Consider the following 24,982-nt stretch of genomic DNA (forward strand, 5'->3'; position numbering starts at 1 on the left):
CGGTCAGCCGCGCCTGTCCCGGATCTCGTCGGCGAGCAGCGCGGAGGCCCGGCGGTAGATCGAGACGAGGGCCGTCGCGCGCTCCCCGTCCTCGGGCGGGGAGGCGGCCCACTCGTCCAGCGCGGCGCGGAAGACGGTGAGCGCGGTCGCGGCCGTCACCTGGAGGTGGAGAAGGCTCTCGGGGTCGGTCTCGTCCTGCGGGGCGACGCGCTCGACCACGCGCTCGACGCACTCGGCGTCGTGGAGCTGCGCGATCCGGCGCAGGGCGGCGTCGTGGGAGGCGAGGCGGCGGACCGTCAGCATCCGCTCCAGCCAGTCCTCGGTGGCGGACTCGGTGAGGACGCCCGCGATGACCTCCTCGAAGTCGACCAGCCTCAGGGGGCGTCGGGCGGCCCGCTCGGCCAGCTCGTCGCCGAGCGTCGCGCTGAACCGCCTGGCCGTCCGGAAGGCGGCCTCCTCCTTGTTCGCCCCGTGCCGGTAGAAGGTGCGGGGCGAGACCTCCGCCGCGGCGGCGATGTCGTCGCAGGTCGTCGCCTCGAAGCCGCGGCTTTCGAACAGCTTGATCGCGGCCACCTCGATCTCCGTCTCGGTGGCCTGCCGCCGTCGGTCGCGAAGCGTGGACACGCACGCATCCTACTCGATGGCGAATTGGCAGTGTCTGCCAGTATGCTGGTGCCTGCCCGAACGGCATCCGCTGTCGTGGCGATGCCGGGGAACCGATATGACAGAGGTGTGTCTGTGTCCACGGACGACGAACGGCACGAGCTGCTGGAGCTGCGCTACGGGAAGGGGAAGGCGCCGGAGGACCTGCGGTGGAACGACCAGATAGCGGGGTTGCTGCGACACCGGTCCGTCCGCACCTATCTGCCCGACCCGCTGCCGGACGGCACCCTGGAGACGCTGGTGGCAGCCGCCCAGTCGGCGTCGACCAGCTCCAACCTCCACCAGTGGAGCGTCGTGGCGGTGACCGAGCCGGAGTTGAAGGCGAAGATCGCGGCGACCACGCGGATGGACTCCATGGACCTGGAGAACACGCAGATCAACGAGGCGCCGCTGCTGCTCCTCTGGGTCGCCGACCTCTCGCGCAGCCACGCGATCGCCACGGAGAGCGGCGACAGCGGGGACGTGCTGGAGCAGCTGGACACGTTCCTGGTGGCGGCGACGGACGCCGCGCTCGCCGCTCAGAACGCGACGGTCGCCGCAGAGTCACTGGGCCTGGGGACGGTCTACATCGGCGCGGCGAGGAACAGGGCACGCGAACTCGCCGAGCTGATCGGGCTGCCGCCGCTGAGCTTCGTCTCCTTCGGCCTGGTGGTCGGGCATCCCGACCCCGAGCGGCCCGCCCGGATACGCCCCCGACCCGCCCAGGAGTTGGTGCTGCACCGGGAGCGCTACGACACCTCGGCGTGGCGGGAGGTGGTGGAGGAGTACGAGGAGGAGTTCCGCACCTTCCGGGATGACGTGGGCCTGGGCTTCAAGACCTGGCGTTCGTCCGTGGTGAGGATGTCGAGCGGCGTCGACCTGATGGACGGGAGGCAGAACCTGGACGAGACGGTCCGCGCCCGCGGCTTCCTCGCGCGGTAGTCCCGGCGGCCCCGGGGGCTCCCGCCCGTCACCACCGCGCCCGGCGGTCCCGCGTCGCGCCTGTCGGTCACAGGCGCGAGGGTCCGCCGGCGCACGGAGTCAACCGGAGGATGGCCTCGCTTTCCCGACGTGCGTGCTCAAGGCCGGGGCAGACGACCCTGACCACGGTGAACGGATCGCTCCCCGTGGAGAGTTCGGCGAGGAGCGGGGGCATCCCGGTGTACTCCTGCACCCGGCGGGCGAGATCCTCCAGCGCGGCGCCCGGATCGTCGTGGTCGGTGCGGTAGCCCTCGGTCGCCTCGGCGACCGGCCGTCCCCTGGAGATGGACAGCAGCGGATCGGAGGCGTGCGGCGGCCGGTGCTCGGACGGCAGATCGTCGCGGACGGCCGTGATCCTGGTCAGACGCGCCTGGACGGCCTGGCCTATCGCCCGGCACATGGCGGCCCCGAGATCCAGGTCGGCGCCCACGCCCGCGGCGACGAGCGGGTGGAGGGGCGACCAGACGAACGCCAGGAAGACGGGCACCCCGAGGGCGTTGCGGACGAACGCCATCTCGATCTGAGTGCTCGCCTCGGCCAGCCGGTCGAGCAGCCCGCGCAGATGCGCGTTGTCGAGCGTGGAGAGGTCGACGCGGACCAGGGGGTCGGGGCCGTCGGAGCCGAGGCCGGCCAGGGCATGGCGTTCGACGACCCGGTACAGGCCGTCCAGCGCGGCCTCGGGGAGAGTGCCGCCGGAGGCGAGCCCGCTGCGGGAGGCACGCAGGACCCGGGGCTCCCCCGGGTCGCCCGGGTCGGCCGGGTCATCCGACGCGAACGACAGGCGCAGGAGCTGAAGCGGCAGCGGCACCGGCTCACCGCCCAGAAGCGTGCGGCCGGGCGCCCAGGCGAGCTTGACGTGGGCGAGCGGCCCGCTGGTCGGCAGGGTGTTCAACGCGTCGACGGCGTAGGGCAGTCGAAGGTCGTACGCGGTGGCCTCGCACACGGGTGGGTCGAACCGCTCCGCGTGCGCCAACTCGACCGAGCGCATCGTGGCCAGGCCGTGCGCCATCGACGGGGTGAGGCCCGCGCTCTGGGTGGTGGCGTAGGTCTCGGCCAGCGGGCGGACCGCGACGGAGACCGGGATGCCGATGTGGTCCAGCCGGGTCACGTCCGCGACGCGGGTGATGCCGTACCGCGCCAGCAGCGGCTGGACGCGCGCCCAGGTCTCCTCGGTGTTCGGCACGCCGACCCGGGGGTGGGGAGCGCCGTCGGGCGCGAGGGGCCCCTTCACGCCGTCTCCGCGCGTAGCGACCCGGGCCGCATGTCGGCGTCGGTGACGAACGGTCTCAGCATCCTGACCGCCGTCCCGACGTCGGGTATGCCCCGAGCACGGCACTCGCCGGCGAGTTCGGCGGAGGGGATCTGCCAGATGTGGCAGAGCAGGACGCGGCTGTCGTCGTCGGAGAGCGCGCGCACCGTGCCCTGCCCCGCGGCGCGGGGGAACGGGCCGGCGCCCGGGTCGCCCGTCCGGCGCAGGTGCGCGGCGACGGCCTGGACGTCCGCCGGCTCCTCGGCGCTCAGCAGGAGCGCCACCTCGCGGGGGTCGCTCAGGTCGGGGACCGGGCAGTCCGCGTCGGCGAGGCGGCTCTCCCGCTCACGGGCGGCCGTCAGCGGCAGGCGCGTCACGTCGCCGCCGCCGGGGAGGGAGTCCTCCAGGTAGCGGCTCCAGACCCGCGCGTAGTAGGGGTTGAACACCTGTTGGTAGGCGAGGCGTTGACCCAGCGGCGGGTTGCCCTGCTCGGCCACGAAGTGGTTGCGCCAGCCGCGCAGCAGCACGGTGCGCCAGGCGGCGTCCCCGGCGCCCTCGACCCGGCCGACGACGCCCTCGGCGACCATGCGGCGGGCCACCTCGATCGCCGCGAGGCAGTCCCTGCGCTGCTGGTCGAAGATGTGCGGGTCGTCGGCGACCCGGCGGGCGTACCAGTCGGCCAGCCGGGGCCGGCCGGCGCGGCGCAGCAGGTGGATGACGCGGTCCTGGGTGCGCGAGGGGTAGTACTCGCGGCGCAGCGCGTCGACGACCCGTTCGATCTCGGCCGCGCGCAGCACCCCCTCGGCGCAGGCGGCCCGGGCCGCGGCCAGGAGGTTGACCAGGGAGACGCTCAACGCGGCGTACGGCGCCTCCTCCTCGTGGGCGACGGCCACGGCGTCGTCGCCGTCGAGCACACCGGAGCGGTAGAGCTCGTGAACCGTTCCCAGGCCGCGCATCCCGAAGGCGCCCAGCTCCAGGGCGCGCAGCGCTCCGACACCCGCCGTGCCGACGAGGGTCACCCCCCGGTCGAGCGCGTGCAGGTACTCCTTGTGCCGGGCGCCGGGCCGGTGCGGGGCGAAGTCGTCGACGACGACGGCGACATCGCCGGCCGCCGGCTCCGAGCCGAGGAGGTCCCCGTGCGCGACCGGCGGATGGATCACCACCTCCGGAAAGCGCTCACGTATCTCGTCCGCCGGACAGGTCGGGCCGACATAGACGTGAATTCGTCCCTTTGCCACGTGGCCATCCCTCTTTCAGGAATCTGGCGTTCCCTCACCTGAAAAAACTGTAGGCGAGAGTAAAGGAAGGGTCATGTCAGCGATTGCGCAGTCCCTGACGGATCTTGCGAGCACCTTCACATACTCGTCGGTAGAACCGGAACGGGGCGGGCCGGCCGCCCTTGCCCCCCTGCCAACGGGTATTCGGGGGCTTCTTGTTCCCGCGCCCGTCCTCCCCCGGTGGCGGGAGGTGCCGGGGCGCCGCCGCTGTCAGGGAGGCGTCGCGCGCCGGCCGCGCTGGCGGTACTCGGAGGGCGAGCAGCCCACGTGTTTCCTGAACACCCGGGCGAAGTTCTCCGGGGTGACGAAGCCGCAGAGCCTGCCGACGTGCGATATCGGATCGCCGCCCGAGACGAGCAGATGGCGGGCCGCGTCGACGCGCAGCCCCGTCAGGTACTGGAGCGGCGTCTTGCCGGTGGCGACGGAGAAGCGGCGCAGGAAGTGGTAGCGGCTGAGCCGCACCTCCTTGGCCAGCCGGTCGAGCGTGATGTTCTCGGAGAGGTGGGTCTCCATGTAGGTCCGCACGGTGAAGAGCTGCTCGGCGTTGAGCCCCCCGGCGCCGGGCGAGGCGGTCCGGAACGGTTGGAGCAGGTACTCGGCGAGGTAGTGGGCCGCCGCGATGGCGTACTGGTCGCCGTTGCCCGTCCGCCAGGCGTGCAGCAGCACGGGCGCCATCGACGCGATGTGCGGGTCGAAGGCGCGCAGCGTGTGCAGCTCCGCGACGGTGCGGATCGAGGACTCCGGATGGGCCTCCAGCGTGCGTTGGAGAATGGTCAGCGGAAGCTGTATACAGGCCACCCGGAACGCGGGCCGCCTCGGTGGAGTACGGTCCAGACGTACGGGATTGTTGGGGGCGACCCTGCATATCTCGCCCGGCATCAGCGTCGCGCTGCGCCGCCCTCTGCCGTCCATTCCCGATACCTGGCAGGAGCTCTGGAGCGGCGTGATGATGCCGAACGCCCCGTCCGGCAACTGGTAGATCCAGCCGTCTTCCCCGCTTTCCGGTATCTCCTTTTCCAGCACCAACTCCTGCCAGAAGAAGCCGTCCAGTCGAGCAGTCATCTGATTTTCCCTTGCGTGGGGGAAGGCCGGGAAACGAGTGAGAGAGGGCCGGGACCGTGCCGCCGTCGCCGCGCGGTCGGGCGCGGGGGCGCGCACGCGCCCTCGACACCGGAACGCCCGGACGCGCCGCACCGAAGTGATCGTTCACCTGGAAGGCGGCGCGAAACCGCCGGGTCGCGCGAGCCGCGCCGCGCACGGCCCCGTCAGGGGACCGGGCGGGCCCGTTCGGTTCAGGGACCGGCCGCGCGGACCGCCTTGAGGGAGTCGGCGAGGATGTCGACGCCGGTGTGCAGCTCGTCCTCGCCCACGGTCAGCGGCGGCGCGATGCGGAAGATGCCGCCCATGCCGGGCAGTTGGACGATGTTGACATGGAGCCCCCGCTCCAGGCACGCCGCCGTCACCGCCTGCCCGAGGGCGTCGGCCGGCGTTCTGCTCGCCTTGTCGGTCACCAGCTCGATGCCCTGGAGGAGCCCGCGTCCCCGGACGTCGCCGACCTCCTCGAACGTGTCACGCAGCTCCAGCAGCCGCTCCCGCAGCGTCGCGCCCAGCCGGGCGGCACGCGCGACCAGTCCCTCGCGCTCCACCACGTCCAGCACGGTCAGCCCGACGCTCGCGGCGAGCGGGTCGGAGACATGGGTGGTGAAGAAGAGGAAGCCGCGCTCCCGGCAGACCGCCTCGACGGCCCCGCTGGTGACGACCGCGGCGACCGGCAGCCCGGCGCCCAGCGTCTTGGAGAGGGTGAGGATGTCGGGCACCACGCCGTCGCGTTCGATCGCGTACATGTGCCCGGTCCGGCCGACGCCGGTCTGTGCCTCGTCGACGATCAGCAGCATTCCCCGCGCGTCGCACAGCTCTCTGAGCCGGGCGAGATAGCCGGGGGGCAGCTCGACGATGCCGCCCGAGGAGAGGATCGGCTCGATCAGACAGGCGGCGAGCGACCCCGTCGACTGCTGGTCGACGGCGGCGAAGCCGTGGGCCAGCTCGGTCTCCCAGTCGTGGGAGCCGTCGGCGTGGCGGAACGGCGAACGGTAGGCGTTGGGCGTCGGCAGCGTGAGGTTGCCCGGCACCGTCGGGCCGTAGCCGCGCCGGCCGGCGGAGTAGGTCGCGGCGGCGGCGCCCGAGGTCATGCCGTGCCAGGAGCGGTCGAAGGAGACGATCTCGTAGCGGCCGGTGGCGAGTTTGGCCATCTTCAGGGCCGCCTCGTTGGCCTCGGCGCCCGTCGTCAGCAGCAGCGTCTTCTCCAGCGGGTCCGGCAGCGTGCCGGCCAACCGCCGGGCCAGCTCGACGACGGGACGGCTCAGCATCCCGCTGAAGAGATGGTCGAGCGTGGCCACCGACTCGGAGACCGCCCGCACCACAGCCGGGTGCCCGTGTCCGAGCACCGCGCTCATCTGCCCCGAGGTGAAGTCGAGGATGGCCCGACCCTCGCTGTCATAGACATGACTTCCAGCGGCGCGTTCGATGATGCGTGGCGTGAACGACGCACCGTAGTGCACCAGATGACGCTCGACCCCGTCCCAGAACGTGTCGTCCGTCTCCACAGCCCCTCCCCGGTACAGCAATCGATTTCCGCCCCCCGAGAGCTACGTCCTTCCCATTGCCCAGGATGCACGTGCTTCATCCCTGCGGTCATCTTTCCGTACCGCAGGGCGTATCCGGGGAACGACGCGCCGCACCCGGTGGCGATTACGGTGCGGGGATGCGCATGTATCTCTCCTCCTGGCGGATCGGCGACCACCCGGAGCGGTTGCTGGCTCTGCTGGACAGCCCCGGAACCCACCGGGTCGCCGTGATCGCCAATGCCGTCGACGCCCTGCCGGCCGCCGCACGCCGGGCCGCGGTCGAGCGCGAGATCGACGCGCTCACCGCGCTTGGCCTGCGGCCGGTCGAACTCGACCTGCGGGCCTACTTCGACCAGCCTCCGGAACGGGTCGCCGTCGCCCTCGAACGTTTTCCGATGGTCTGGGTCCGCGGTGGCAACGTGTTCGTCCTGCGCCACGCACTCGCTCGCAGCGGCGCGGACCGCGCTCTGACCGAGCTGCTGCGACGGAACGCCGTCGTCTATGCCGGCTACAGCGCGGGCGCCTGCGTCCTGGCCCCTGAGCTGCACGGACTGGAACAGTGCGACGACCCGAGCGCCGTCACCGCCGCCTACGACGCCTCGCCGCGCTTCGACGGCCTGGCCCTGCTCGACTACGTCGTGGTGCCGCACATCGATTCGCCCGGCCACCCCGAGACCGAGGTTCTGGGCGCCGTCGCCGATCGCTACCGAGGGCGGGGTGTCGCCCACCGGACCCTCCGCGACGGCCAGGCCCTCGTGATCAGCGGAAGGAGGGCGGACGTCCACTGACCGGCGCCTCGCCGGCCCACGAGGGAACTTCGCGGCTTCGCCACGGTGGTGCGGGTTTCGAGGCGGCCGTGGAGAGCGCCGACGCGTCAGTCGCCGACCTGGCGCGGGGCCGGCGTCGAGGTCGCGGGCGCGCCGCTTGCCGTGGTGGCGGGGCTCCGGGCGGGTTCCGCGGGGTGCGGAACGCGTGGCGCCGGAGTGCGTCGACGCTCGGGCACGGTCTGGCCACGCGACTCGAACGGCTCCGGAGTTCCCGGTGCCACCCGCCGGCGGCCCCGTCGAGCCTCGCTCACCGACCTGACCAGTCATCCGGGGTGCTGGTCAGGCGGGTGGTAAAGGTATGGCTGCCGGAGGCCACATGGTGGGAGACCCGGCCGGCCCCGGCGGTGGGCACCCGGATCTCGGCCGTGGTGTTGGGAGGTATCCGCACCCGCAGGTGGAAGGTGGTGGCGTCGCGGGTCCACTCGGACACCACCTCTCCGTACGGGGTGCGGTAACGGCCGCTGACCCGGCTGAGGGAGCCGACCAGGCGCGGCTCGACGAGGAGTTCGCGGAACCCCGCGGAACCCGGCTGCTGTCGGATGCCGGCCAGGGAGCGGTGGAACCACTCCACTATCGGGAGGAGGATCACATGGTTCTTGGAGTTGGCCAGGTCCCACTGCTCGGGGAGGGTGGTCAACCCCTCGGGGTTGGCGGTGGTCGGCGTCAGAAAGTGGCCGTAGCCGGGGCGGGTGTCCTGTTGGAGGGCTTCCCATAGGAGGTCGTCCCGGCCCGCCTCGGTCAGCGACCTGACCAGTGGGGCCAGTCCGATCGTTCCGGCGCTGAGGTGGGGGCCGCCGCCGAACGGGCGGTAGGAGTTGACCAGTTCGACCAGTGCGTCGACCACGCGTGGCCTTTCCCCCTCGGGAACCAGTCCCTCGTCGAGCGCCAGCGCCTGGGCGGCCTGGGTGGCTCCCTCGGTGCCTCCGATGCCGCCCGCGCTGGTGTAGCGCCCCCACTCGCGGTGGTAGAAGGCGGCGTGGAACGCCTCGCCGATCTCGGTGGCGAGCGCGCGGTACTCGCGGGCGTCCGCGGTGTGGCCCAGGAGCGCGGCCATCCGAGCCATCCGGTCGACGGTCTGGTGGTAACCCCAGGTTCCGGTGAGCAGACCCGAAGTGGTCTCGTCGGCGGCTATCCAGTCGGCCAGCGGGGCGTTCACGAGGTGCGCCCGGGCGCCGGTTCCGGCCTTCTCCTCGCGGACGTAGCGCACGAAGGCACGCATCCGTTCGTAATGACGCTCCATCAACTCCGTCTCGCCGTAGGTCTCGTAGTGCAGCCAGGGCACCAGGACGACGGCGTTCCCCCAGTTGATCTCGTCGCCGAACTCGCCGAGGTAGCCCCAGTCGTAGACCGGGGCCTTCAGCGCGACGTTGCCGCGGTTGGCTCCGGTCAGGGACTGCCCCTCGACCAGATGGCGTTGCATGGTGCGCAGATAGGCGGCGAAGCCGAAGTGCCGGGCCAGGGAGTGGAACGGCTGGGTGTAGTCGGCGAGATAGGCCAGCTTCTCGCGGCCGGGGCAGTCGGTGAAGGTGGACATCAGGTTGCTGGCCACCGAGCGGCCGGCCAACCGGTGCACGCGGTTGATCCGCTCGTCCGAGGTGTGCAGCCCGCCCGCCCCGGGGGCGGCTGCGCGCAGCCGCAGGGCGGTGACCGTGTCGGCCGTCGCCTCGAAGTCCTCGGGTAGGCCGGTGAGTTGGACCCACTGCATCCCGAAGTAGTCGAAGCGCGGGTGCCAACTCTCGCCGCCTGGCTCGCCGTGGGTGGTGTAGGTGGCGAAGACGTCGGTGCCGCGTTCGGGGCCGCCGCCCATGACCGAGCCCTGGTCCACGGTGCCGTCGGCGGCCAGCGACTCGGCGGGGCGCAGGGTGACCGTGGTCCCCGCGGGCACGCCGTCGGGCAGACGCAGCAGCGGCCAGCCGGCGAGGTTCTCGCCGAAGTCGAAGACCCAGACGCCGGGGCGGGGCCGGGTGACGCGCACCGGGGCGAGCCGGTCGACCACTTCGACGGGTTCGGCGGCGCGCCAGACCAGTCGGGTGGTCAGTCCTGGCGGCGGCGCCAGACCGGCCCGTACCCAGCCGACCGTGGTGCCGTCGCGCCGCCGGGCACCGGCGGTGAGATCGGCGGCGGGCGCGCTCCAGCCGGGCTGTTCACGGCGCGCGTCGTGGTCGGTGCCGGTGTACCAGCCGGTGGTCACGGTCGGTCCGAGGGCGGCCCGCCACGCGCGGTCGGTGACCACGGTCTCGGTCGAGCCGTCGGCCAGCGTGATCTCCAACCGGGCGATCAGCCGGGGCGAAACGGCGGCGTTGGCGGTGGGTTCGGTGCCGGCGAGCGGGTTGCCGGAGCCGCTCACGGCGGCGCCGGCCGGGTGCGGCCGGTGGAGCGGCGGGGTGAGGGAAACCGCGGTGTGCCCCGACTCGCGCGTGGTGATCTCGACGACCTCGCGGGTCTCGACGCGTTCGCCTCCGTCGCCGGTGTCGACGTGGAGCGCCCCGCCGACATGGAGGCGGCCGGTCAGTCCGGTCAGGGTGACGCGGCTGGCGCCGGCGGGCGCATCCGTCAACAGGGCCCCCTGCGAGGGGAGTTCGCTCTCCCACCAGCTGTAGGGGGCCATGCGCCCGGTGGCCTCGTGGGTGAGGGAGCGCGTGACCAGCGCGGTGCCGTGGCCGAGCGCGACGCCGAGCGTGTTGGCACCGGGGCGCAGCAGCCGGGTCACGTCGTGGACGCGGTACTCGGCGGAGAGCTGGTAGTGCGAGTTGCCCGGCGCCAGGACCTCGTCGGTGACGGGCTCGCCGTTCAGCTCGGCGTGGTGCAGCCCGAGGCCGCACAGGTAGAGCCGGGCGTCCACGACGCGGGCCGCGCGTTCGCCGGGCAGGGTGAAGGCGCGGGCGAGCAGCGGCAGCGGGTCCTCGGGGCGCCGGTCCGGGTGCTCGATCCAGCGGGCCTCACCCCAGTCGGCCTCGGTCAGCAGGCCGGTCTCCCAACTGGCGGTCCGGCTCCAGGCGGTGGGGTCGCCACGGGTGCTCCACGCCCTGACCTGCCAGACGACCGGCTGCCTCGCGGGCAGCGGCGCCCCGCCCCAGGGGATGTCGTGCTGGGCGACGGACTCCACCCGGCCGGAGTCCCACAGCAGCGGCCCCTCGGTCAGCGCGGCGACGCTGCCCGCCGCGCGCACGTGATAGGCCGCCTGCGCCCAGCCGTCGGGCGCCTCGGTCACCCGCCAGCCGAGGCGGGGGGCGGGGTCGTCGACGCCGAGCGGCTCGTCGGCGCGGCCTGCGACGCGGAGGTCGGTGACGACGGCGGGGGGCGGGAGGGCGCGCGCACCGGTGGGCATGGTCGGGACCGCCTCCCATTGATACGTTTCACGTCTGCCACCTGGGACGTTAACCGGGCGCGGGGGAAGAGCCAACCCCCGGAGGTCAGACCCGGGGCTCTGCGAGTTGGGCGGCGACGGCATCGAGGACCCACTCCAGGCCGGTCGCGAACGAGGTCTCGGGGTCCACGTCGGTGCCGTCGTGCACGGCCCTGGCCAACGCAGGGAAGCGGCCCGTGGCCAGCATCCTCGTCACGTGCGGCCCTGAGACGCGCTGCCATTCCCGCTCGGTGAGGCCGTGCGGGCCGGGCGCCGGGCGAGCAGATCGGCCAGCCACTCGCGTCTCAAAAGGCAGTGCGCATGCTGCGGTGGGGCAGGACGCTCAGCTCCTCGCGCCAGTCGCCGGGCCGCTCCTCGAAACCCGCCTACCAACACAGTGGGAAGCCTAACCGTGATTACGTGTGATTTTAACGTAGCCCACCAGCTTCTCCGCACCCAAAATCTCAGTGTTGTTTTGCACCTCCATTTCACGAAGCGATGCCATCTTCGGGAAGGTGCTCACATCAACTGTCGACCCCGCAGCGAAAATCACCCTCTCAAGGCGATGGAAATATCTTAACCATTCCCACGTGCAAGACATTTCGATGGAGATGCGAAGGTGAGTCAACCTAGCAGGGTTACATTCCTCTCGAAACAGCTCCAATGGAATAGCGCCAGTGATGTCGACTCTGGCTCGGCCGCCATGCTCGGCCAGCACGCACAACTCCCCGATGGTGGATACCGGAAAAAAGAGCCCTCTCTCATCCACATGCGCCAGAACCTCCTCAAAATAGCGCCCTGGGTCAAAACGATTCCATGAATTCACCAGCAGCGAGCGAATGTCCAGGTCATCCGAATCTCGGTATTGCGCGAGCAGCGGAATGGCGCCGTCGGTCGCGATTCTCGTCGCGGTGGATACGACGAAAAGCTGCTCCTCGCTCGACATTCCACCAGGGCCAGAGAGCAGCTCCAGCACCACGGGACCGACTTCCGACAGTTCGCGCGCCTCACTGAGCGATTGAGGCGGGATGAGCTGCTCAGCCCGCTTCTGCACCTCTCGATGCACTTGAGGATCAAGTTCAGTGGCATGCTCCAGACAGGCAGCTGCGAGCAAGTATAGCTTTCCCCGCTCATCTCCCGACTGATCTCCGCGCTCCAAGAGGGCGGAGAGCAAACGGAAGCGTTCATTTGGCCGGGCGTGGGCCACCGCCATGCGCACCACATCTTCCCATTGGTCGAGGTGCGCGTTTGCGACAATATAGTCGAAATCCAAGGCCTCAACAGCAGCTCTAGCCCCCAAATAATCCTGAAACGTTCGGTGAACGAAGTCGATCGTCTCATTGCTTGGTTCACGCAGAAGGCCACTGCGCACAATGAGATATGGGTAGATCTTTTCTACTGAGCCCTGCTCAGCTATCTTCGGCATCGCCGGCAATGCTCGACGCAAAAGATCTACAGCGTCAGATTTCGCCATTTCCGAGCGACCGTTGCGAATCATCCAATATGCGATCTTCTGAATTATCTGCACCTGAGACGCCTCGCTCATACGAAAGTCATCGGAGGATTGAACGCCACGTTCACGATCCCGCCGAGAAAGCATCATAGAGAGCGCAGCGTCGTAGAGCTCTTTGCGTCCTTCCGGGAGATACCCTCGTCGATCCCTATGCAAAGCGCAAATGAGTCCGCACATCAGCGGATTAATGGCGAGCCTACCCAGGTCCTGCTTTGACCACAGAGTCTTAAGTAGGGATCGAGCATAGGAGTCACCGACGCCGGCGGCATGGTGCCAGCGCTTCACAAAGGACGTAACATCATTCCGAGACATCGGCGCCAAATCGAACTCAACGAAATCCTCAGCGCTTAGCCAATCGTGACGTACGGCCGAAGGCCTGGAGGTGATCAGCCAATGGTTCGCCGGGAAAGCATGCAGCAGGTTTCTAAGCCATTGCCGCACCGAACCGCGCTCCACCTCCGGAACCTCATCGATTCCGTCGATGAGAAGCAAACCTCTTCCAGAGGTGAGCACCCGATCGATCCATCCGTCCGGTTGAGCACTAGCGACTGGGCACCCAATAGACGTCAGAAACTGCTCTGGGCTTGGCAAACTACTGTTTCTTCTCGTAAGAGTCCGAAGGGGCAAGACAAACGGAACAAGCCCGTGGAGATAGAGCAAGCGTTCGTCCATACCCGGGCGGGCCGCTGTAACGGCTAGCCATTGAGCAAGCGTGGTCTTACCGGACCCCGCTACCCCTCGAAGAAGAACCCTGGCATGGCGATCAAGAATACGGTCTGCCGGCAATAGATGCTCAACGTGTGTATCACTTACGGCGGCGTCCAAGCTCAGATACGCAGCATCCATCGGCCATCGTTCAGGGGCATCTGTGAGGTCCAGCCCAAAAATCGTGAGTTCGTTGTGAGCTTGCGCGATATAAGAGGCGTAACGCCTCTCGAAGCCTGAATCCGCTGGTGACGGAGTCCGTGCGACAGCCGCATCGATCCTATTGAGCAATTCTTGCATCTGCTTACTCTGCTCAACCAAGGTGCGGGCGACAAAAGTGGAACGCTGAGTGAAAAAATTGAGAATGTGAAGCGCGGCAGTTTCCAACACTCGATCGTAAAATTCGATCGCGTCACTAGAAAGGCCAACCGTCGAGTGTTTCGCGTGAGTACGAAGCATCTGCGTGAAACCTCGATGCCCAAGACTCACGGCCTGGACGTCATCCATGTCCAATTCACCCAAAGAGCGCAGAGAATACACCAAAGCATTCTCAACGGCACGCAACTCGTATTCAGGCAATCTCTCTCGTGCACCGATCGCATAGGCAGCACGTTCGACGAGCTGTTCTGAAATTGCCCGAAAATCCCGATCAGTGAGCGTTCGCTTCTCCCCTGCGAACGAGATCAACAAGCCGATCCTCACAGGCTTGTCGACCATTCCGGCACCAGGGCCCTCAGCTCGGAATAGCCTTTTCACTAATGGAGCCACGAAGCTAGAAGCCAATCGGGCCCCGATCAGGGTCAGATCCATTTTCCCCCTACCTCAGGGTCTCGAAGGCTATCGTAGTCACCTCAGTGGAGGTAGAGCAAAGAGCTTCGGCTGCTTGCCCCTAGCGCTGCAGACCCACACTCTGACCGCCATCCCCCAAGAGAGCATCGGCCTGGAGTTCGAGGCAAACATGCTACGGCCGCTTACTTCTCCCACGCCAGCAACATCAAATTGGGCAGCTTTCGAACAAAAATCACCACCATCCCCCTCTCAGGGGCAGCGTCGGGCCCGGCGCAGCACTCCCAGTTATCACCCTCTTGCTCGCTCATGCGCCGTGGCCACAACCACTGCTTCCAAACGCCGTGGCGCTTCCGTGCCCGGCCACCGATCAGCGAGGGACTGCGCCAACGCGGGTAGAACGTCAGAACTCATGACTGGCGTTCCTCAGAGGTCATTTTCGCCCGGTCATTTTATCTAGGTATCGGCTGTTTAGTCTGCGGGTTCGGAGTGCGCCAGGAGATGGTGTTCTCGCTGGTGAGGCGCGGCGGAGTCCTGCGCGCTTGCCGCGGTGACCAGCACGGCGAGGAGAAGTCCGAGGGTTTCGGTGACGATGTTCCGTTTCCTGCCGACGACCTTTCTTCCCGGCGTCGACGCCCTGGCCGATGGCGGGGACGCTGGTGGATGCCTTGACGCTCTGTGCCGGAGGAAGCCGTTGAGCTGGACGAACACACCCTCGTCCGCCCACTCGGCGAAGTAGCCGTAGACGGTGTTCCAGCGAGGGAAGTTATGCGGCAGGTAGCGCCCCTGCGCACCGGTGCGGTCCACGTACAAGATCGTGTTCATGATCTCGCGCAGGCCGTGCTCGGGCGGACGGTCGACGTTCCACGCATGCCGCCGCCGCTCGGCCCGCCAAGTGGTCAGCACCGGTTCGATCACCCCCCAACGGGCAGCGGGACAGATCACTCGGATACGGGCGACACTCAGCCATGACCTCGACATATCGCGAGCAGGCGAGAGCGCCCAGGCGAGCGGACACACAGACGGAGTCACACCTTCGCTCCCGACACATTGGGATGAGACAGGCACAAGCCGACCCCCACCTCACCCATCACTCCACCCGACCACCAAGTCCGACCCACACGATCACTTCCAGGAGATAACAGGGCAGCAAATGCGAAAGCGACCTCTCATGTTGCGTTTAGGAACAGGAAAGCTGTGCGTTCCGCCCCTCGGACGAGGACCGGGTGCCGGTGACCGTCTGGGAGGCCGGGGTGCGGGACTTCTTCGCGCCCGACAAGGCGGGGATCGCGGGGGATCTTCTCGTCGCCGGGGAGTGAGCCACGCACCGGGCACGGACGGCGCGGGGGGCGGAGCCACCGTTCAACTGGTCAACCGGCTCACCGAGCAGGGGTCCAGCTGGTCAGGTGGTCAAGTGGGTGGGTGGTCAAGTGGGTGGTGGTCGACCGCCGGCGGAGACACATCAGGGGGCGGCTGACGCCGGATCGGGCTACCGCCGACCGCCCCGAGGCGGCATGATCTCTGCCGGAGGTGGTCACGGTGCAGCAGCTGGCGGAGGGCGACCCACGGGAGATCGGGCCCTACCGGTCGCTGGCCGTGCTGGGCCACGGCGGCATGGGCCGGGTGTTCCTCGGGCGCGGGCCCGACGGCCGACTGGCGGCCGTCAAGCTCATCCGTGCGGCTCTCGGCGACGACGCGCGCCACCAGGGACGCTTCAGACGAGAGGTCGCCACGGCACGCCGGGTGCACGGCTCCCACACCGCCGCCGTACTCGACGCGGATCTCGACGCGCCAACTCCCTGGTTGGCGTCGGCCTACATCCCCGGCCCGTCATTGCGGAGGGTGGTCGCCGGTGAGGTCGACGGTGCCGGCGTCGACACCGAGGCCACCACCGTCGACGTCGCCGTCGGGGTGCTTCCCGAGGATGCCGTTCTGCGGCTGGCCGCCGGCCTGACCAGTGCCCTTGGCGAGATCCACGGCGCGGGCCTGGTGCACCGGGATCTCAAGCCGGACAACATCCTCCTCACCGACGAGGCCACCGCGACGGGCGTGCCCGGCGGAGACGGGGGCGTCCGGGTGGTGGATTTCGGCGTCGCGCTGGCCACCGACGACGCCGCCGGCAGCACCCGGCTGACCAGGACCGGGTGGGTGGTCGGCTCGCCCCCTTACATGTCGCCCGAGCAGGTCGAGGGAGCCGCGATCACGCCGGCGAGCGACATCTTCTCGCTCGGCTGCGTGCTCGTCATGGCCAGCACCGGGGCAAGTCCGTTCTCGGGAAGCTCACTTCAGCAGGTGCTCTCCCGCGTCCTGCACTCCGAACCCGACCTGTCGGCGCTCCCCGACCGCGTGCGTGAGGTCGTCGCAGCCTGTCTGGTCAAGGAGCCCGCCCGACGGCCGAGCCTGGACCGGCTCCGCGAACTCGTCTGCCGGGTCGGCGCCCCCGCCCCGCCCTGGCCGTCACGCGTCACGGATCTCGTCCGGGAGCAGCGCGACGAGGTCGCCCGCCTCGTCGGCCCTGCGGACGAGGCAAACACCGCCGGTCGGAGAGGAAGCGAGCGCATCGACAAGAACTCGTGGAACGACCGGGCGACCGACCCCACCCCGTTCACCGCCGACGCGCTGCTGCCCGAAAGGTTCGTCAACGATCTCGACGGCGAGTTCGTGCGCGGGGCGGCGGGCCCCCGACCGACTGAGGAAGCCGCGAGCAGGAAGCTGGCCTCCCTGCTCGTCTCCGCCGGCTGCTCCCGGGCGATGGCGGGAATCTATCTGGAGCAGCGCAGCCCGAACCCGCCCGTTCTGGTCTCCGCCACCGTCTTCCCGCTGCCGGACACGGCTGCGGCCTCGATGGCCTACCGCTGGCTGCTCCAGAACGCGCCCTGGAAAGGGGAGTTGACGCTGTGGTCCGCGCGGCCCCGCGACGACGGCAGCCCGCGGAGCGGCGACTACGGCGAGGGGTACTTCGAACGCGCCCACACACGTTTCGTCGGGCGCTATCTGATCACCACCCGCAGCCTGCGCTCCGACCTCCTCGCGGAGAGCTGGCTCCATCCGTACGTGTACGCCGCCGCGAAGCGCGGTTGCCTCGCCTGCGGCCCGCAGAGCCACGCCGCGCGCTGACCGGGCGGGGCGGCCCGCTCAGCCGGGGCGGGAGAGCCTGAGGGGGGCGACCGGGTCGTGGGAGTTGACCAGGCGGAGCGACGGATCGGCGGCGAGTGCGGCCAGCAGTTCCCGCGTGCGGAGCCGGGCCGCCGCGTCGTGCTGGGTGGAGGTGGCGAACGCCTCGACCGCCGGGGGCGCGGTGCCGGTGAGTTCGGTGTGGTGGTGGACGGCGTCGCCGAGGTGCAGCGTCTCCCGGCCGGCGGCGGCCTCCTCGACGAGCACCCCGGCGTGGCCCGGTGAGTGGCCCGCCAACGCGACCAGGCGGATCGACGCCGGGAGGCCGTAGAGCGTCCAGGTGGCCAGCCCCCGCCAGTCGGGCGCTGGCGCGGGCGCGGGCGCCCAGGTCACGCCGTGCGCCCACTGAGCGGGCATGACGCGTTTCTCGCCCTCCTCGACGGCGGAACGGCACGCGCGGGTGGCGTGCACGCGGGCCCGGGGAAAGTCGGAGAGGCCGCCCACATGGTCGCGGTGGTGGTGGGTCAGGACCACGTCCGAGACGTCCCGGGGGTCGAGGCCGAGCGCGGCTACCCGGGCGAACAGGGTCTCGTCGCGGTCGAGGGCGGGGGCGACGCTCGCGATCCACTCCTTCCCCAGGCGCGCCTCGGGTGAGGCGATGTCGCCGCGTCCGATCCCGGTGTCGACGGCGACGAGCCTGTCCCCCAGCTCGATCAGCAGGCATCGGCAGACGAAGGAGTCAGCCCCGAAGACGGCCGACCCGCCGGGGACATGGAGCGTTCCGCAGTTCAGTTCGTGAAGGAGCACGGGGACGACGGTAGAAGTTCGGGTCGACGCGAAGTCAAGGCACCATGGGCTCATGACCACCCAGCTCCTGCGCATCGGCGAGACGGCCGAACGACTCGGGGTCTCCACCCACCTCCTCCGGCACTGGGAGGCGGAGGGGGTGATCACGCCGGAGCGCACCGCCGGCGGCGCACGGCGCTACGGGCCGGAGTTGCGGGACGCGCTGGCGATCGCGGTCAAGTGCCAGCACGCCGGCATGTCACTCAGCACCATCGCCCAGTTGCTGAACGGGCCGCCGGGGGAACGCCGACGGCTGGTCGCCGAGCAGCGCGACGCGGTCGACCGGCACCGCGCCCGGTTGGAACGGACCGCCGCGTTCCTCGACCACGTGCTGCGGTGCACGCATCCGGTGGTGCGTGAGTGCCCGGAGTGCCGGGCGTTCGCCTCGTCGACGCCCTGACCGAGGGCCGCCCGGGCGGAAGTTAGCACCGGCGCCCCCTCGCGCCGTGGCGGATGCCCGTCGTCCCCGGAGGGAGTCCCCGGAGGGAAGGGCCGCTACGGGCCGCTGGACGTGGTGTCCGGCTGCCCGGCGCCTCCTGAGCCGACGGCCCGCGCCCACGGGCGGAGGTCACGCCTTCGTGAGGACGAAGAACAGGAAGCACAGGAACTTGCCCGACTCCTTCTGCTCGAAGACCTCGGGGAACCGTTCGCGGGCGCCGGGCCCCGGTGCCGGTTCGCTGATGACGTCGATCCGGAAGCCGGCCGCGGTGAACGCGTCGGTGATCGCGTGCAACGGCCGGTCCCAGAAGGTCATCAGGTGCTTGGTGCCGCCGAGTTCCCACCACTGGGACGTGGAGCGGGTCGCGAAGTAGTCGGTTCCGGGCGGTGCCGTCATGTGTTGGACGAAGGGGTGGTGGACGGCCCCGATCAGACGGCCGCCGGGCTTGAGCACGCGCCGCAGTTCGGCCAGGGCCGTCGTCCAGTCCTCCAGATAGTGCAGGACCAGGGAGGCGACGACGTCGTCGAACCCGGCGTCGGCGAAGGGCAGCGGGCCGCCCAGTTCGGCGTGTTCGAGCACCACACCGTCACCGAGCCGCCGCCGGGCCAGCTCCAGCATCCCCGCGCTGGAGTCGAAGCCGGCGACGACGGCGCCCCGCTCGCGCAGGTCCGCGGCCACGGGGCCGGCGCCGCAGCCGGCGTCGAGGATACGGCGGCCCGCCACGTCGCCGGCCAGGTCCACGATCGCGGGGCGCGCGTAGTGGGCGTTGAGGAGGCTGGTCTCGTTACCGGCCGCGTACGCCTCGGCGAAACTGTCGTAGTCGTTCGCCCTCTCCCCCGGCCCCGGAGGGGCCTCAACGGGACTGACGCGGGACGCCGTCTGCCGGTTCGGTGGGGCATCCGCCTGTCCCGCGGGGCTCTCGGGAGCGGCGGTCCCGCCGGTCGTTCCGGGATGGTTGGGCATGGTCGACCTCGTTCGTTCGGGCCACGGCGGGCGTGGCGGGAGCTCCGCTGATCCCCCCGGCTGCAAGGGACACAGCGGCACCCTGGACGAGTGATTGAATTTTGTCAATCACTCGCGTCCGAGCCTTCGCCCAGCTACCCGCTCTTCAGTAGGCTTCCGGTCATGACCGAACGCCGGCTGGCGACCGACGCGGAGGCGAAGGCGCTCGCCTCCGCCCTCCGCCTGCGGATCCTGCGCATCTGCGTGCGGCAGCCGCGCACGAACAAGGAGATCGCGGAGATCCTCGGCCGCGACCCGGCCAGCGTGCTGCACCACACCAGAACGCTGGTCCGCACCGGGTTCCTGGAAGCGCAGGAAGAACGGCGCGGCACCCGCGGCGCACGAGAGATCCCCTACCTGGCGACGCGCAAGAGCTGGAACCTCGAAGCGCCCGCGATGGACCGGTCGATGCTCGACGCGTTCCTGGAGGAACTCGCCCTCGTTCCCGCGACCGAGGCCGAGGGCACCAGGATGACGCTTCGTCTTCCCCCACCGCAGATGGAGGAGTTCCGCACCCGGCTCAAGGATCTGCTGGAGGAGTTCGCAGCCCGCCCGGACGACCCGGCCGCGCCCGCCTGGTCGCTCTTCCTGGTGGTGCACGCCGACCCGAACCGGCCCTGACGACGACGTCCGGCGGCTCCCCGAGTGTCCGCGGGGAATCCTGGCCGCGCACCGGCATCCAGCGGGAGTAGCCGCTGCCCCGAGGGAAGAGGCGGGGAGCGTTCTCGCCACGCGGTCAGCGCGGCTCCGCCGGGCGGGCGCCTCGCAGGAACTGTGTCACCGCCGTGCCCACGAGACCTTCGAGCCGTGCGGGCTCGACCATGCCGCTGTTGAGCATGGAGGTGATCCCCAGGACGGTCGCGTAGATGACGAGTCCGGTCTCCTCCGGATCGTCCCCCTCCAACTCGCCGCGCTCCTGGCCGTCTTGGATCAGGTCGCTGATCTGGCCGAACGCGGCTGCGGCGGCCTCGGCGACCGCCGTGGCCCCCGGGCGGTGCTTGCTGGAGTTCATCAGCCCGATCAGCGCGGCGTTCTCGGTCGCGAACCGGACGTAGGCCGACGCGAACGCGTGCAGGCGGGCGGGCAGGTCGCCCTCGTCGCCGATCTCGTTCACCGCGGTTCGCAGCCGCTCGCCCAGGCGCACGAAGCCCGACTCGGCGAGGGCGTCGAGCAGCGCGCGGCGGTCCGCGAAGTGGCGTCGGGGCGCCGCGTGACTCACTCCGACGTCCCGCGCCAGGTCCCGCAGGGAGAGCCGCTCGGCGCCGTGCGCCCTCAGGCCGCGCTCCGCCGCGTCGAGCAGGTCCGTGCGGAGGTTCCCGTGGTGGTAGGGGCGCCGCTCGGTGGTGTCAGGCATGGGGGCAGCGTACCCACACCCGATGTTTCCATTGACAACAATGTTGCCAGTGTCTACTCTCGCGGCGTGCCCAGATTCCCTGTCGCCGACCTCCCCGACCTGACCGACATGACCGGCACGCGCTTCCCCCTGGACGCGCCCGCGGCCCCCGCCTCCTGACGCCAGCGACCCCTACCTCGTGAAAGGACCCGCCCTCGTGATCCGTCCGCCCCAAGGCTCGCGGAAAGACCAGCGGAAGAACCCTCGGAGGCCCGACGAACTCGTCGTCGTCTCCGGCGCCTCGTCGGGCATCGGAGCCGCGACGGCGCGAGCCCTCGCCGCGATGGGCTACCACGTCCTCGCCGGGGTACGCACCGACGGCGAGGCCGACGCCGTCAGGGCCGACGGCATCGAACCGGTCACCCTGGACATCACCGTCCCGGAACACGTCGAGGCCCTCGCCCGGCGCATCGCCGACGACCCCGAGGGGCGCGCCCTGCGCGTCCTGGTCAACAACGCGGGGATCGAGATCAACGCCCCCGTCGAGGTGCTCCCCCTCGCCCTGTGGCGCGAGCAGTTCGAGGTGAACCTCTTCGGGCACATCGCCGTCATCCAGAAGCTCCTGCCCTTCCTACGGCGAAGCCGGGGCCGCATCGTCAACATCAGCTCCGTGGGCGGGGTGGCCGCGCTGCCCGTCTTCGGGGCGTACGCGGGAACCAAGTTCGCCCTGGAAGCGGCCAGCGACTCCCTCCGCCGCGAGGTCTCTGCGCACGGCGTGCGGGTGGTCGTCGTCCAGCCAGGCGGCGTCCACACCGAGATGGCCGCCCGCAGCGGCGGCATCTCCCTCGAACTCGCCGCCGCGATGAGCACCGAGCACCAGCGCCTCTACGGTGACCTGATCAACGCGACGGTGGCGTCCAACGCGGCCTTCCTCGAACGCGCCCTGCCGGCGGCGAAGGCGGGGGCCAGGATCGCCAGGGTGGCGACCACGCCCCGTCCGCGCGCCCGTTACACCCTCGGCAGGGACGCCGCCCTCGTCGTCCCCCTCAGCCGGTTCCTGCCGGCCAGGCTGATGGACACCCTCCTCACCATGAGCCACCGGCCCCGGAACCGGAAATCCGCGCCCACGCCCGCACCCGTGCGGGCGCCTTCGGCTCCGCTGTGAACGACACGCCGCCCCCACCGGGGCCCACTCGCACCGGCCCCGGTCTCATCGGAATCCGCCGCCCGCCTACCGCACGACGAAACGACCTGTCAGGACAGGATGATCGGGTTGGTGAGCGCGGCGACGGTCCCGTCGGGATGGTGGACCTCGACGCGGACGAACGCCGAGTCCTCGGCCGTCGTGTGCCACCGCACCAGCCCGGGTTCGTCACCCGGGACGGCCGCGCGGTGGACCCGCTCCCGATCGGTGTGGAAGCTGACGGTCGCCGCCGGCACACCCTGAACCGCTACGCGGACCTCGACCCGACCACCGCGCGTCGCGAGTCGCTCTCCCACCCCGGCTTCCACTCCGGCTTCCGCTCCGGTTCCCACTCCGTCGACGCCGCCCTCCACCCGGGCCGTGAACGACACCCGCACGGCCGCCGACTCGGCGATCCAGCTCCGGCCCGAGCGGATCCCCGCCAGGATCGCCTCCGTGCTCAACTCCTCGGCGAAGACCACCGTGTGAGGGGTGCCGATCTGCCCCTCCCAGTGCGTGTCGCTGTTGCCCATCGCCGGCCGCCACGAACCCGTCCGCACGTCGGCCGCGAGGCTCCGCCCCCATGCGGCCAAGGCGACCTCGTTGTCAGCCTGCCAGGGCTGGTCCGAAGTCCATGACCCGTTCCACACCTCCACCACGTCGAAGCCCTCGAAGGAGTACATGAAACCGCCCGTGGGATAGGGCGCGTGCGGGTGTGCGACCACGCACAGGCCCCTCTCCCGATGAACCTGGTCCAGACACCGGTCGACCAGTCCGTCCTCGACCCCGTAGTCCCAGTCGACGGCCTGGCCGGGACGGAGGCCGAGCGCGAGCCAGTGCCCGGTCCTGGTGGTCACTTCCTGGCCGAGAACGATCAGGAAGTCGTCGGTGGCGAGCTGCCCCCACGCACCGGGTTCCGCGGCGGCCTTGTGCTCCGTCGTCGCGATGAAGTCGAGCCCGGCGGCGCGGGCTCGGAGCGCCAACTCCTCCGGAGTGAGTTCTCCCCCGTCCGAGCGCACGGAGTGGACATGGCTGTCCCCGCGATACCAGGCCGCCCCGCGTCCGACCGCCCGCACCGGCGGGAAGCTCAAGCTCGTCAAGGTTCCTCCTCCTCACGGACCTGCCGAGGCAACGCGCGAGCGGAGCGATCCGGTTCCATGGCACCCACGGGACCCCAAGACGCGTGTGGGTCGGCGCCTCGGGCCCGGTCAGCTGAACGCCGCGTCCGGGCGGTCGGCGTTGATCAGGAGGGGGAGGCGGCGGCGTTGGCCGGCGGCGATGATGGCGTACTGGTAGATCGCGGGCGGCTCGTGGAGTTCGCGCATCGGGACCCAACTGGTGCCCTCGCGCGGGTCGCTGCCCGGCACCTCCGGCAGGACGCCGCCGTCCAGCACGTACTCCAGACCGTTCAACTCCCCCGCCTCGTCGGTGCGGGGGCTGAACGCCAGCACCTCGTTCAGGGCGCGGTCGTACCCCGTGGTGGTCAGCAGCAGTTCGCGGGCGGCGAGGATCGGGCAGCGGCCGGGCGGGAGTTCGGCGTGGGGCAGCACCCACCCCTCCTCGCCCTGCTCGCGGCGGCCCCGCACCATCAGGGCGTGGTTGCTGGTGGTGGTGGCCAGGATGTGGAAGGTCAGGGCCAAGGGCGAACGGGTGATGGTGGTACGCACGGGGTGCCTCCGGTTGGTGAACTGGTCAGGCGGTTTGACTGGTCAGGTGGCTGAACTGGTCAGGTGGTCAGGTGGTGGTCAGGTGGTCAGCAGTGGCAGGAAGCCGGAGGCGGCGGTGAGCAGGCACATCAGGCCGACGAACGCCGGCCCCGCGAAGGAACCGCCGGCGGCCGGCGGCCCCTCGGGCTCGGACTCGCGGTCCTCGCGCCGCACGACGACCCAGTGCTTCTCCGTGCGGAACAGGAACCTGGTGTGCGACGTCTGTTGGGCGTGTTGCACACCCCAGACGGCGACCGGGAGCGTGTCGTCGTCGAAGAGCGGGGATTCCTCCGCGCACGTCATGCAGGCGGCGCCGTGAATGCCCGTGGGAACGCCCGGCCCCTTGACCTCTTGCAGAAGGTGGTCAGCTGACTTGACCAGTGAAACGGGTTCCTCGGTCGATTTCGGATGCGGCACTTCTCTTCCTTCCGTATCGGGGTCGGCGAACGCGGATTGGTCAGGCGGAGTGGTCAGGCGGAGTGGTCAGTTCGGTTCCTCCGGGAGAACCGAGCGGCACAGAAACCAGACGGTCTTTCCCAACGACGGCCACTCCCCCGCCGGATAGGGCGTGGGCATATAGCCGAGGTCGTCGACCATTTCGCGCAGCAGCCACAGTCCGCGCCCGCACTCGGCCGACCAGTGCGGCCGCAACCCGACCCTCGGCGGCCGGCAGGACCGGTCCAGCACCTCGACCAGCAGGTCACGCCTGGTCCTGCTGACGCGGAGCGAGCAACGGGGGTCGTCGACGTGGCGCAGAACATTCGCGAGGAGTTCCGAAACCCCGTGCTCCCCCAGGGCGATGACCTCCTCCCTCGCCCGCCAGTCGCGGAGCAGGTCGGCGACCGCCTCGCGCCAGTGTCCGATCTCCCGCGGACGGATCGTCAGCGCCCAGACGCGCACATCCCGGCCGGCGACCGAGGCTTGTACGACAGCCATTGTGTGGCCCTCCACAGTCAGAGCCGGGACGCATCGGGACAGGGCGTACTCGGCCTATTTCTCACGGTTCGGCCGCGCACTGTGAGCGACCGGGTTCAGAATGGCATCGGAGCGGCTATGTTGTGGACCAGAAAGGCGAGTTTTCACACGCAAAATTCTGCGTAACACGTCGTTGCCGCACGGCGTTTGTCGCGTGGAAGCGAAAACTGTCGCTCTGGCTCAGAACGTTTCTCGCGCCGGCAGAACGTTCGCCGCGAGACCGGCAGGGAGAGGGCAACGGAGATGATCACGGACATCGAGTCGGCGACGCCCGCGCTGTGTCGACTCCAACTGGGCAGCGCGCTAAGAGCTCGTAACACGATCATGGTGTGCGGTGTTTCAGGCGTCGCCAGCAGATGAGGCCGCTGGCGAGGGAGACGAGGGCGTTGTGCAGGTCGAGTCGGCGTTCCCAGCGGACGGCCAGGCGTTTGAAC

20 protein-coding genes and 2 pseudogenes are annotated in these 24,982 nt (G+C 70.0%); 6 read left to right on the forward strand and 16 right to left on the reverse strand.

The features are described 5' to 3' along the window. Positions 1-3 precede the first annotated feature (3 nt). Positions 4-624, reverse strand: a complete 621-nt coding sequence (locus FH715_RS26145) for a TetR family transcriptional regulator (RefSeq protein WP_139649641.1) — start codon at positions 622-624, stop codon at positions 4-6. Between the two features lie 108 nt (positions 625-732). Between FH715_RS26145 and FH715_RS26150 the strand changes: the two genes are divergently transcribed. Then, positions 733-1,584, forward strand: coding sequence for a nitroreductase family protein (locus FH715_RS26150; RefSeq protein WP_246108989.1), 852 nt, complete (start codon positions 733-735; stop codon positions 1,582-1,584). A gap of 67 nt (positions 1,585-1,651) precedes the next feature. On the opposite strand, the gene FH715_RS26155 is transcribed toward FH715_RS26150, so the two are convergent. The 4 genes from FH715_RS26155 to FH715_RS26170 form a co-directional block, all read right to left on the reverse strand. Further along, complete coding sequence (locus FH715_RS26155; protein WP_170184837.1) at positions 1,652-2,854, reverse strand: YcaO-like family protein; 1,203 nt, start codon at positions 2,852-2,854, stop codon at positions 1,652-1,654. After that, positions 2,851-4,110, reverse strand: a complete 1,260-nt coding sequence (locus FH715_RS26160; RefSeq protein ID WP_139649646.1) for a TfuA-like protein — start codon at positions 4,108-4,110, stop codon at positions 2,851-2,853. Before FH715_RS26160 ends, FH715_RS26155 begins: the two co-directional genes overlap by 4 nt. 249 nt (positions 4,111-4,359) lie before the next feature. Beyond that, entirely contained in the window at positions 4,360-5,211 is an 852-nt protein-coding gene (locus tag FH715_RS26165) for a helix-turn-helix domain-containing protein (RefSeq protein WP_139649648.1), read from the reverse strand. Positions 5,212-5,441: 230 nt separating this feature from the next. Beyond that, on the reverse strand, positions 5,442-6,752 hold the full coding sequence (locus FH715_RS26170) for an aspartate aminotransferase family protein (RefSeq protein WP_139649650.1): 1,311 nt from the start codon (positions 6,750-6,752) through the stop codon (positions 5,442-5,444). 158 nt (positions 6,753-6,910) lie between these two features. Between FH715_RS26170 and FH715_RS26175 the strand changes: the two genes are divergently transcribed. Further along, complete coding sequence (locus FH715_RS26175) at positions 6,911-7,561, forward strand: Type 1 glutamine amidotransferase-like domain-containing protein (RefSeq protein WP_139649652.1); 651 nt, start codon at positions 6,911-6,913, stop codon at positions 7,559-7,561. Between the two features lie 286 nt (positions 7,562-7,847). On the opposite strand, the gene FH715_RS26180 is transcribed toward FH715_RS26175, so the two are convergent. From FH715_RS26180 to FH715_RS26195, 4 genes and pseudogenes are all read right to left on the reverse strand, one after another. Further along, complete coding sequence (locus FH715_RS26180; RefSeq protein ID WP_139649654.1) at positions 7,848-10,928, reverse strand: alpha-L-rhamnosidase; 3,081 nt, start codon at positions 10,926-10,928, stop codon at positions 7,848-7,850. Between the two features lie 85 nt (positions 10,929-11,013). Beyond that, positions 11,014-11,323 (reverse strand): annotated as a pseudogene (locus FH715_RS26185) (TetR/AcrR family transcriptional regulator C-terminal domain-containing protein); the annotation flags it as partial. Between the two features lie 29 nt (positions 11,324-11,352). Continuing rightward, entirely contained in the window at positions 11,353-13,974 is a 2,622-nt protein-coding gene (locus FH715_RS26190; protein ID WP_139649656.1) for an NACHT domain-containing protein, read from the reverse strand. Between the two features lie 498 nt (positions 13,975-14,472). Beyond that, positions 14,473-14,920: pseudogene (locus tag FH715_RS26195) on the reverse strand (transposase); the annotation flags it as partial. Positions 14,921-15,489: 569 nt separating this feature from the next. Here FH715_RS26195 and FH715_RS26200 point away from each other — a divergent pair. After that, positions 15,490-17,067, forward strand: coding sequence for a serine/threonine-protein kinase (locus FH715_RS26200; protein WP_139649658.1), 1,578 nt, complete (start codon positions 15,490-15,492; stop codon positions 17,065-17,067). An 18-nt stretch (positions 17,068-17,085) separates the two neighbouring features. On the opposite strand, the gene FH715_RS26205 is transcribed toward FH715_RS26200, so the two are convergent. After that, positions 17,086-17,871 carry an MBL fold metallo-hydrolase gene (locus FH715_RS26205; protein WP_170184838.1) on the reverse strand — a complete coding sequence of 262 codons (786 nt, stop codon included), beginning with the start codon at positions 17,869-17,871 and terminating at the stop codon, positions 17,086-17,088. Between the two features lie 52 nt (positions 17,872-17,923). Here FH715_RS26205 and FH715_RS26210 point away from each other — a divergent pair, with 52 nt between their 5' ends. Beyond that, positions 17,924-18,310, forward strand: coding sequence for a helix-turn-helix domain-containing protein (locus FH715_RS26210; protein ID WP_139649662.1), 387 nt, complete (start codon positions 17,924-17,926; stop codon positions 18,308-18,310). A 168-nt stretch (positions 18,311-18,478) separates the two neighbouring features. Here FH715_RS26210 and FH715_RS26215 read toward each other — a convergent pair whose 3' ends face one another. After that, positions 18,479-19,312 (reverse strand): class I SAM-dependent methyltransferase, encoded by an 834-nt coding sequence (locus tag FH715_RS26215; protein ID WP_211367777.1) that lies wholly within the window; start codon positions 19,310-19,312, stop codon positions 18,479-18,481. A gap of 162 nt (positions 19,313-19,474) precedes the next feature. On the opposite strand from FH715_RS26215, the gene FH715_RS26220 reads away from it, so the two are divergent. After that, complete coding sequence (locus FH715_RS26220) at positions 19,475-19,972, forward strand: ArsR/SmtB family transcription factor (protein ID WP_139649664.1); 498 nt, start codon at positions 19,475-19,477, stop codon at positions 19,970-19,972. Positions 19,973-20,087: 115 nt separating this feature from the next. On the opposite strand, the gene FH715_RS26225 is transcribed toward FH715_RS26220, so the two are convergent. Next, positions 20,088-20,705, reverse strand: a complete 618-nt coding sequence (locus FH715_RS26225; RefSeq protein ID WP_139649666.1) for a TetR/AcrR family transcriptional regulator — start codon at positions 20,703-20,705, stop codon at positions 20,088-20,090. 196 nt (positions 20,706-20,901) lie between these two features. Between FH715_RS26225 and FH715_RS26230 the strand changes: the two genes are divergently transcribed. After that, a complete protein-coding gene (locus FH715_RS26230; RefSeq protein ID WP_139649668.1) occupies positions 20,902-21,849 on the forward strand; it encodes an SDR family NAD(P)-dependent oxidoreductase in 948 nt (315 codons plus the stop codon). A gap of 89 nt (positions 21,850-21,938) precedes the next feature. Here the strand turns inward: FH715_RS26230 and FH715_RS26235 are convergent, their stop codons facing one another. The 4 genes from FH715_RS26235 to FH715_RS26250 form a co-directional block, all read right to left on the reverse strand. Continuing rightward, entirely contained in the window at positions 21,939-22,967 is a 1,029-nt protein-coding gene (locus tag FH715_RS26235; protein ID WP_246108990.1) for a CehA/McbA family metallohydrolase, read from the reverse strand. A 108-nt stretch (positions 22,968-23,075) separates the two neighbouring features. Further along, positions 23,076-23,534: a hypothetical protein gene (locus tag FH715_RS26240; RefSeq protein ID WP_139649670.1), complete on the reverse strand. Its 459-nt coding sequence runs from the start codon at positions 23,532-23,534 to the stop codon at positions 23,076-23,078. Positions 23,535-23,612: 78 nt separating this feature from the next. Further along, positions 23,613-23,990 (reverse strand): DUF7848 domain-containing protein, encoded by a 378-nt coding sequence (locus FH715_RS26245; protein WP_484422043.1) that lies wholly within the window; start codon positions 23,988-23,990, stop codon positions 23,613-23,615. Positions 23,991-24,056: 66 nt separating this feature from the next. Continuing rightward, on the reverse strand, positions 24,057-24,509 hold the full coding sequence (locus tag FH715_RS26250) for an ATP-binding protein (protein WP_139649675.1): 453 nt from the start codon (positions 24,507-24,509) through the stop codon (positions 24,057-24,059). Positions 24,510-24,982 lie beyond the last annotated feature (473 nt).

It is taken from the genome of Streptomyces sedi (assembly GCF_006335015.1).
GTDB lineage: Bacteria > Actinomycetota > Actinomycetes > Streptomycetales > Streptomycetaceae > Streptomyces > Streptomyces sedi.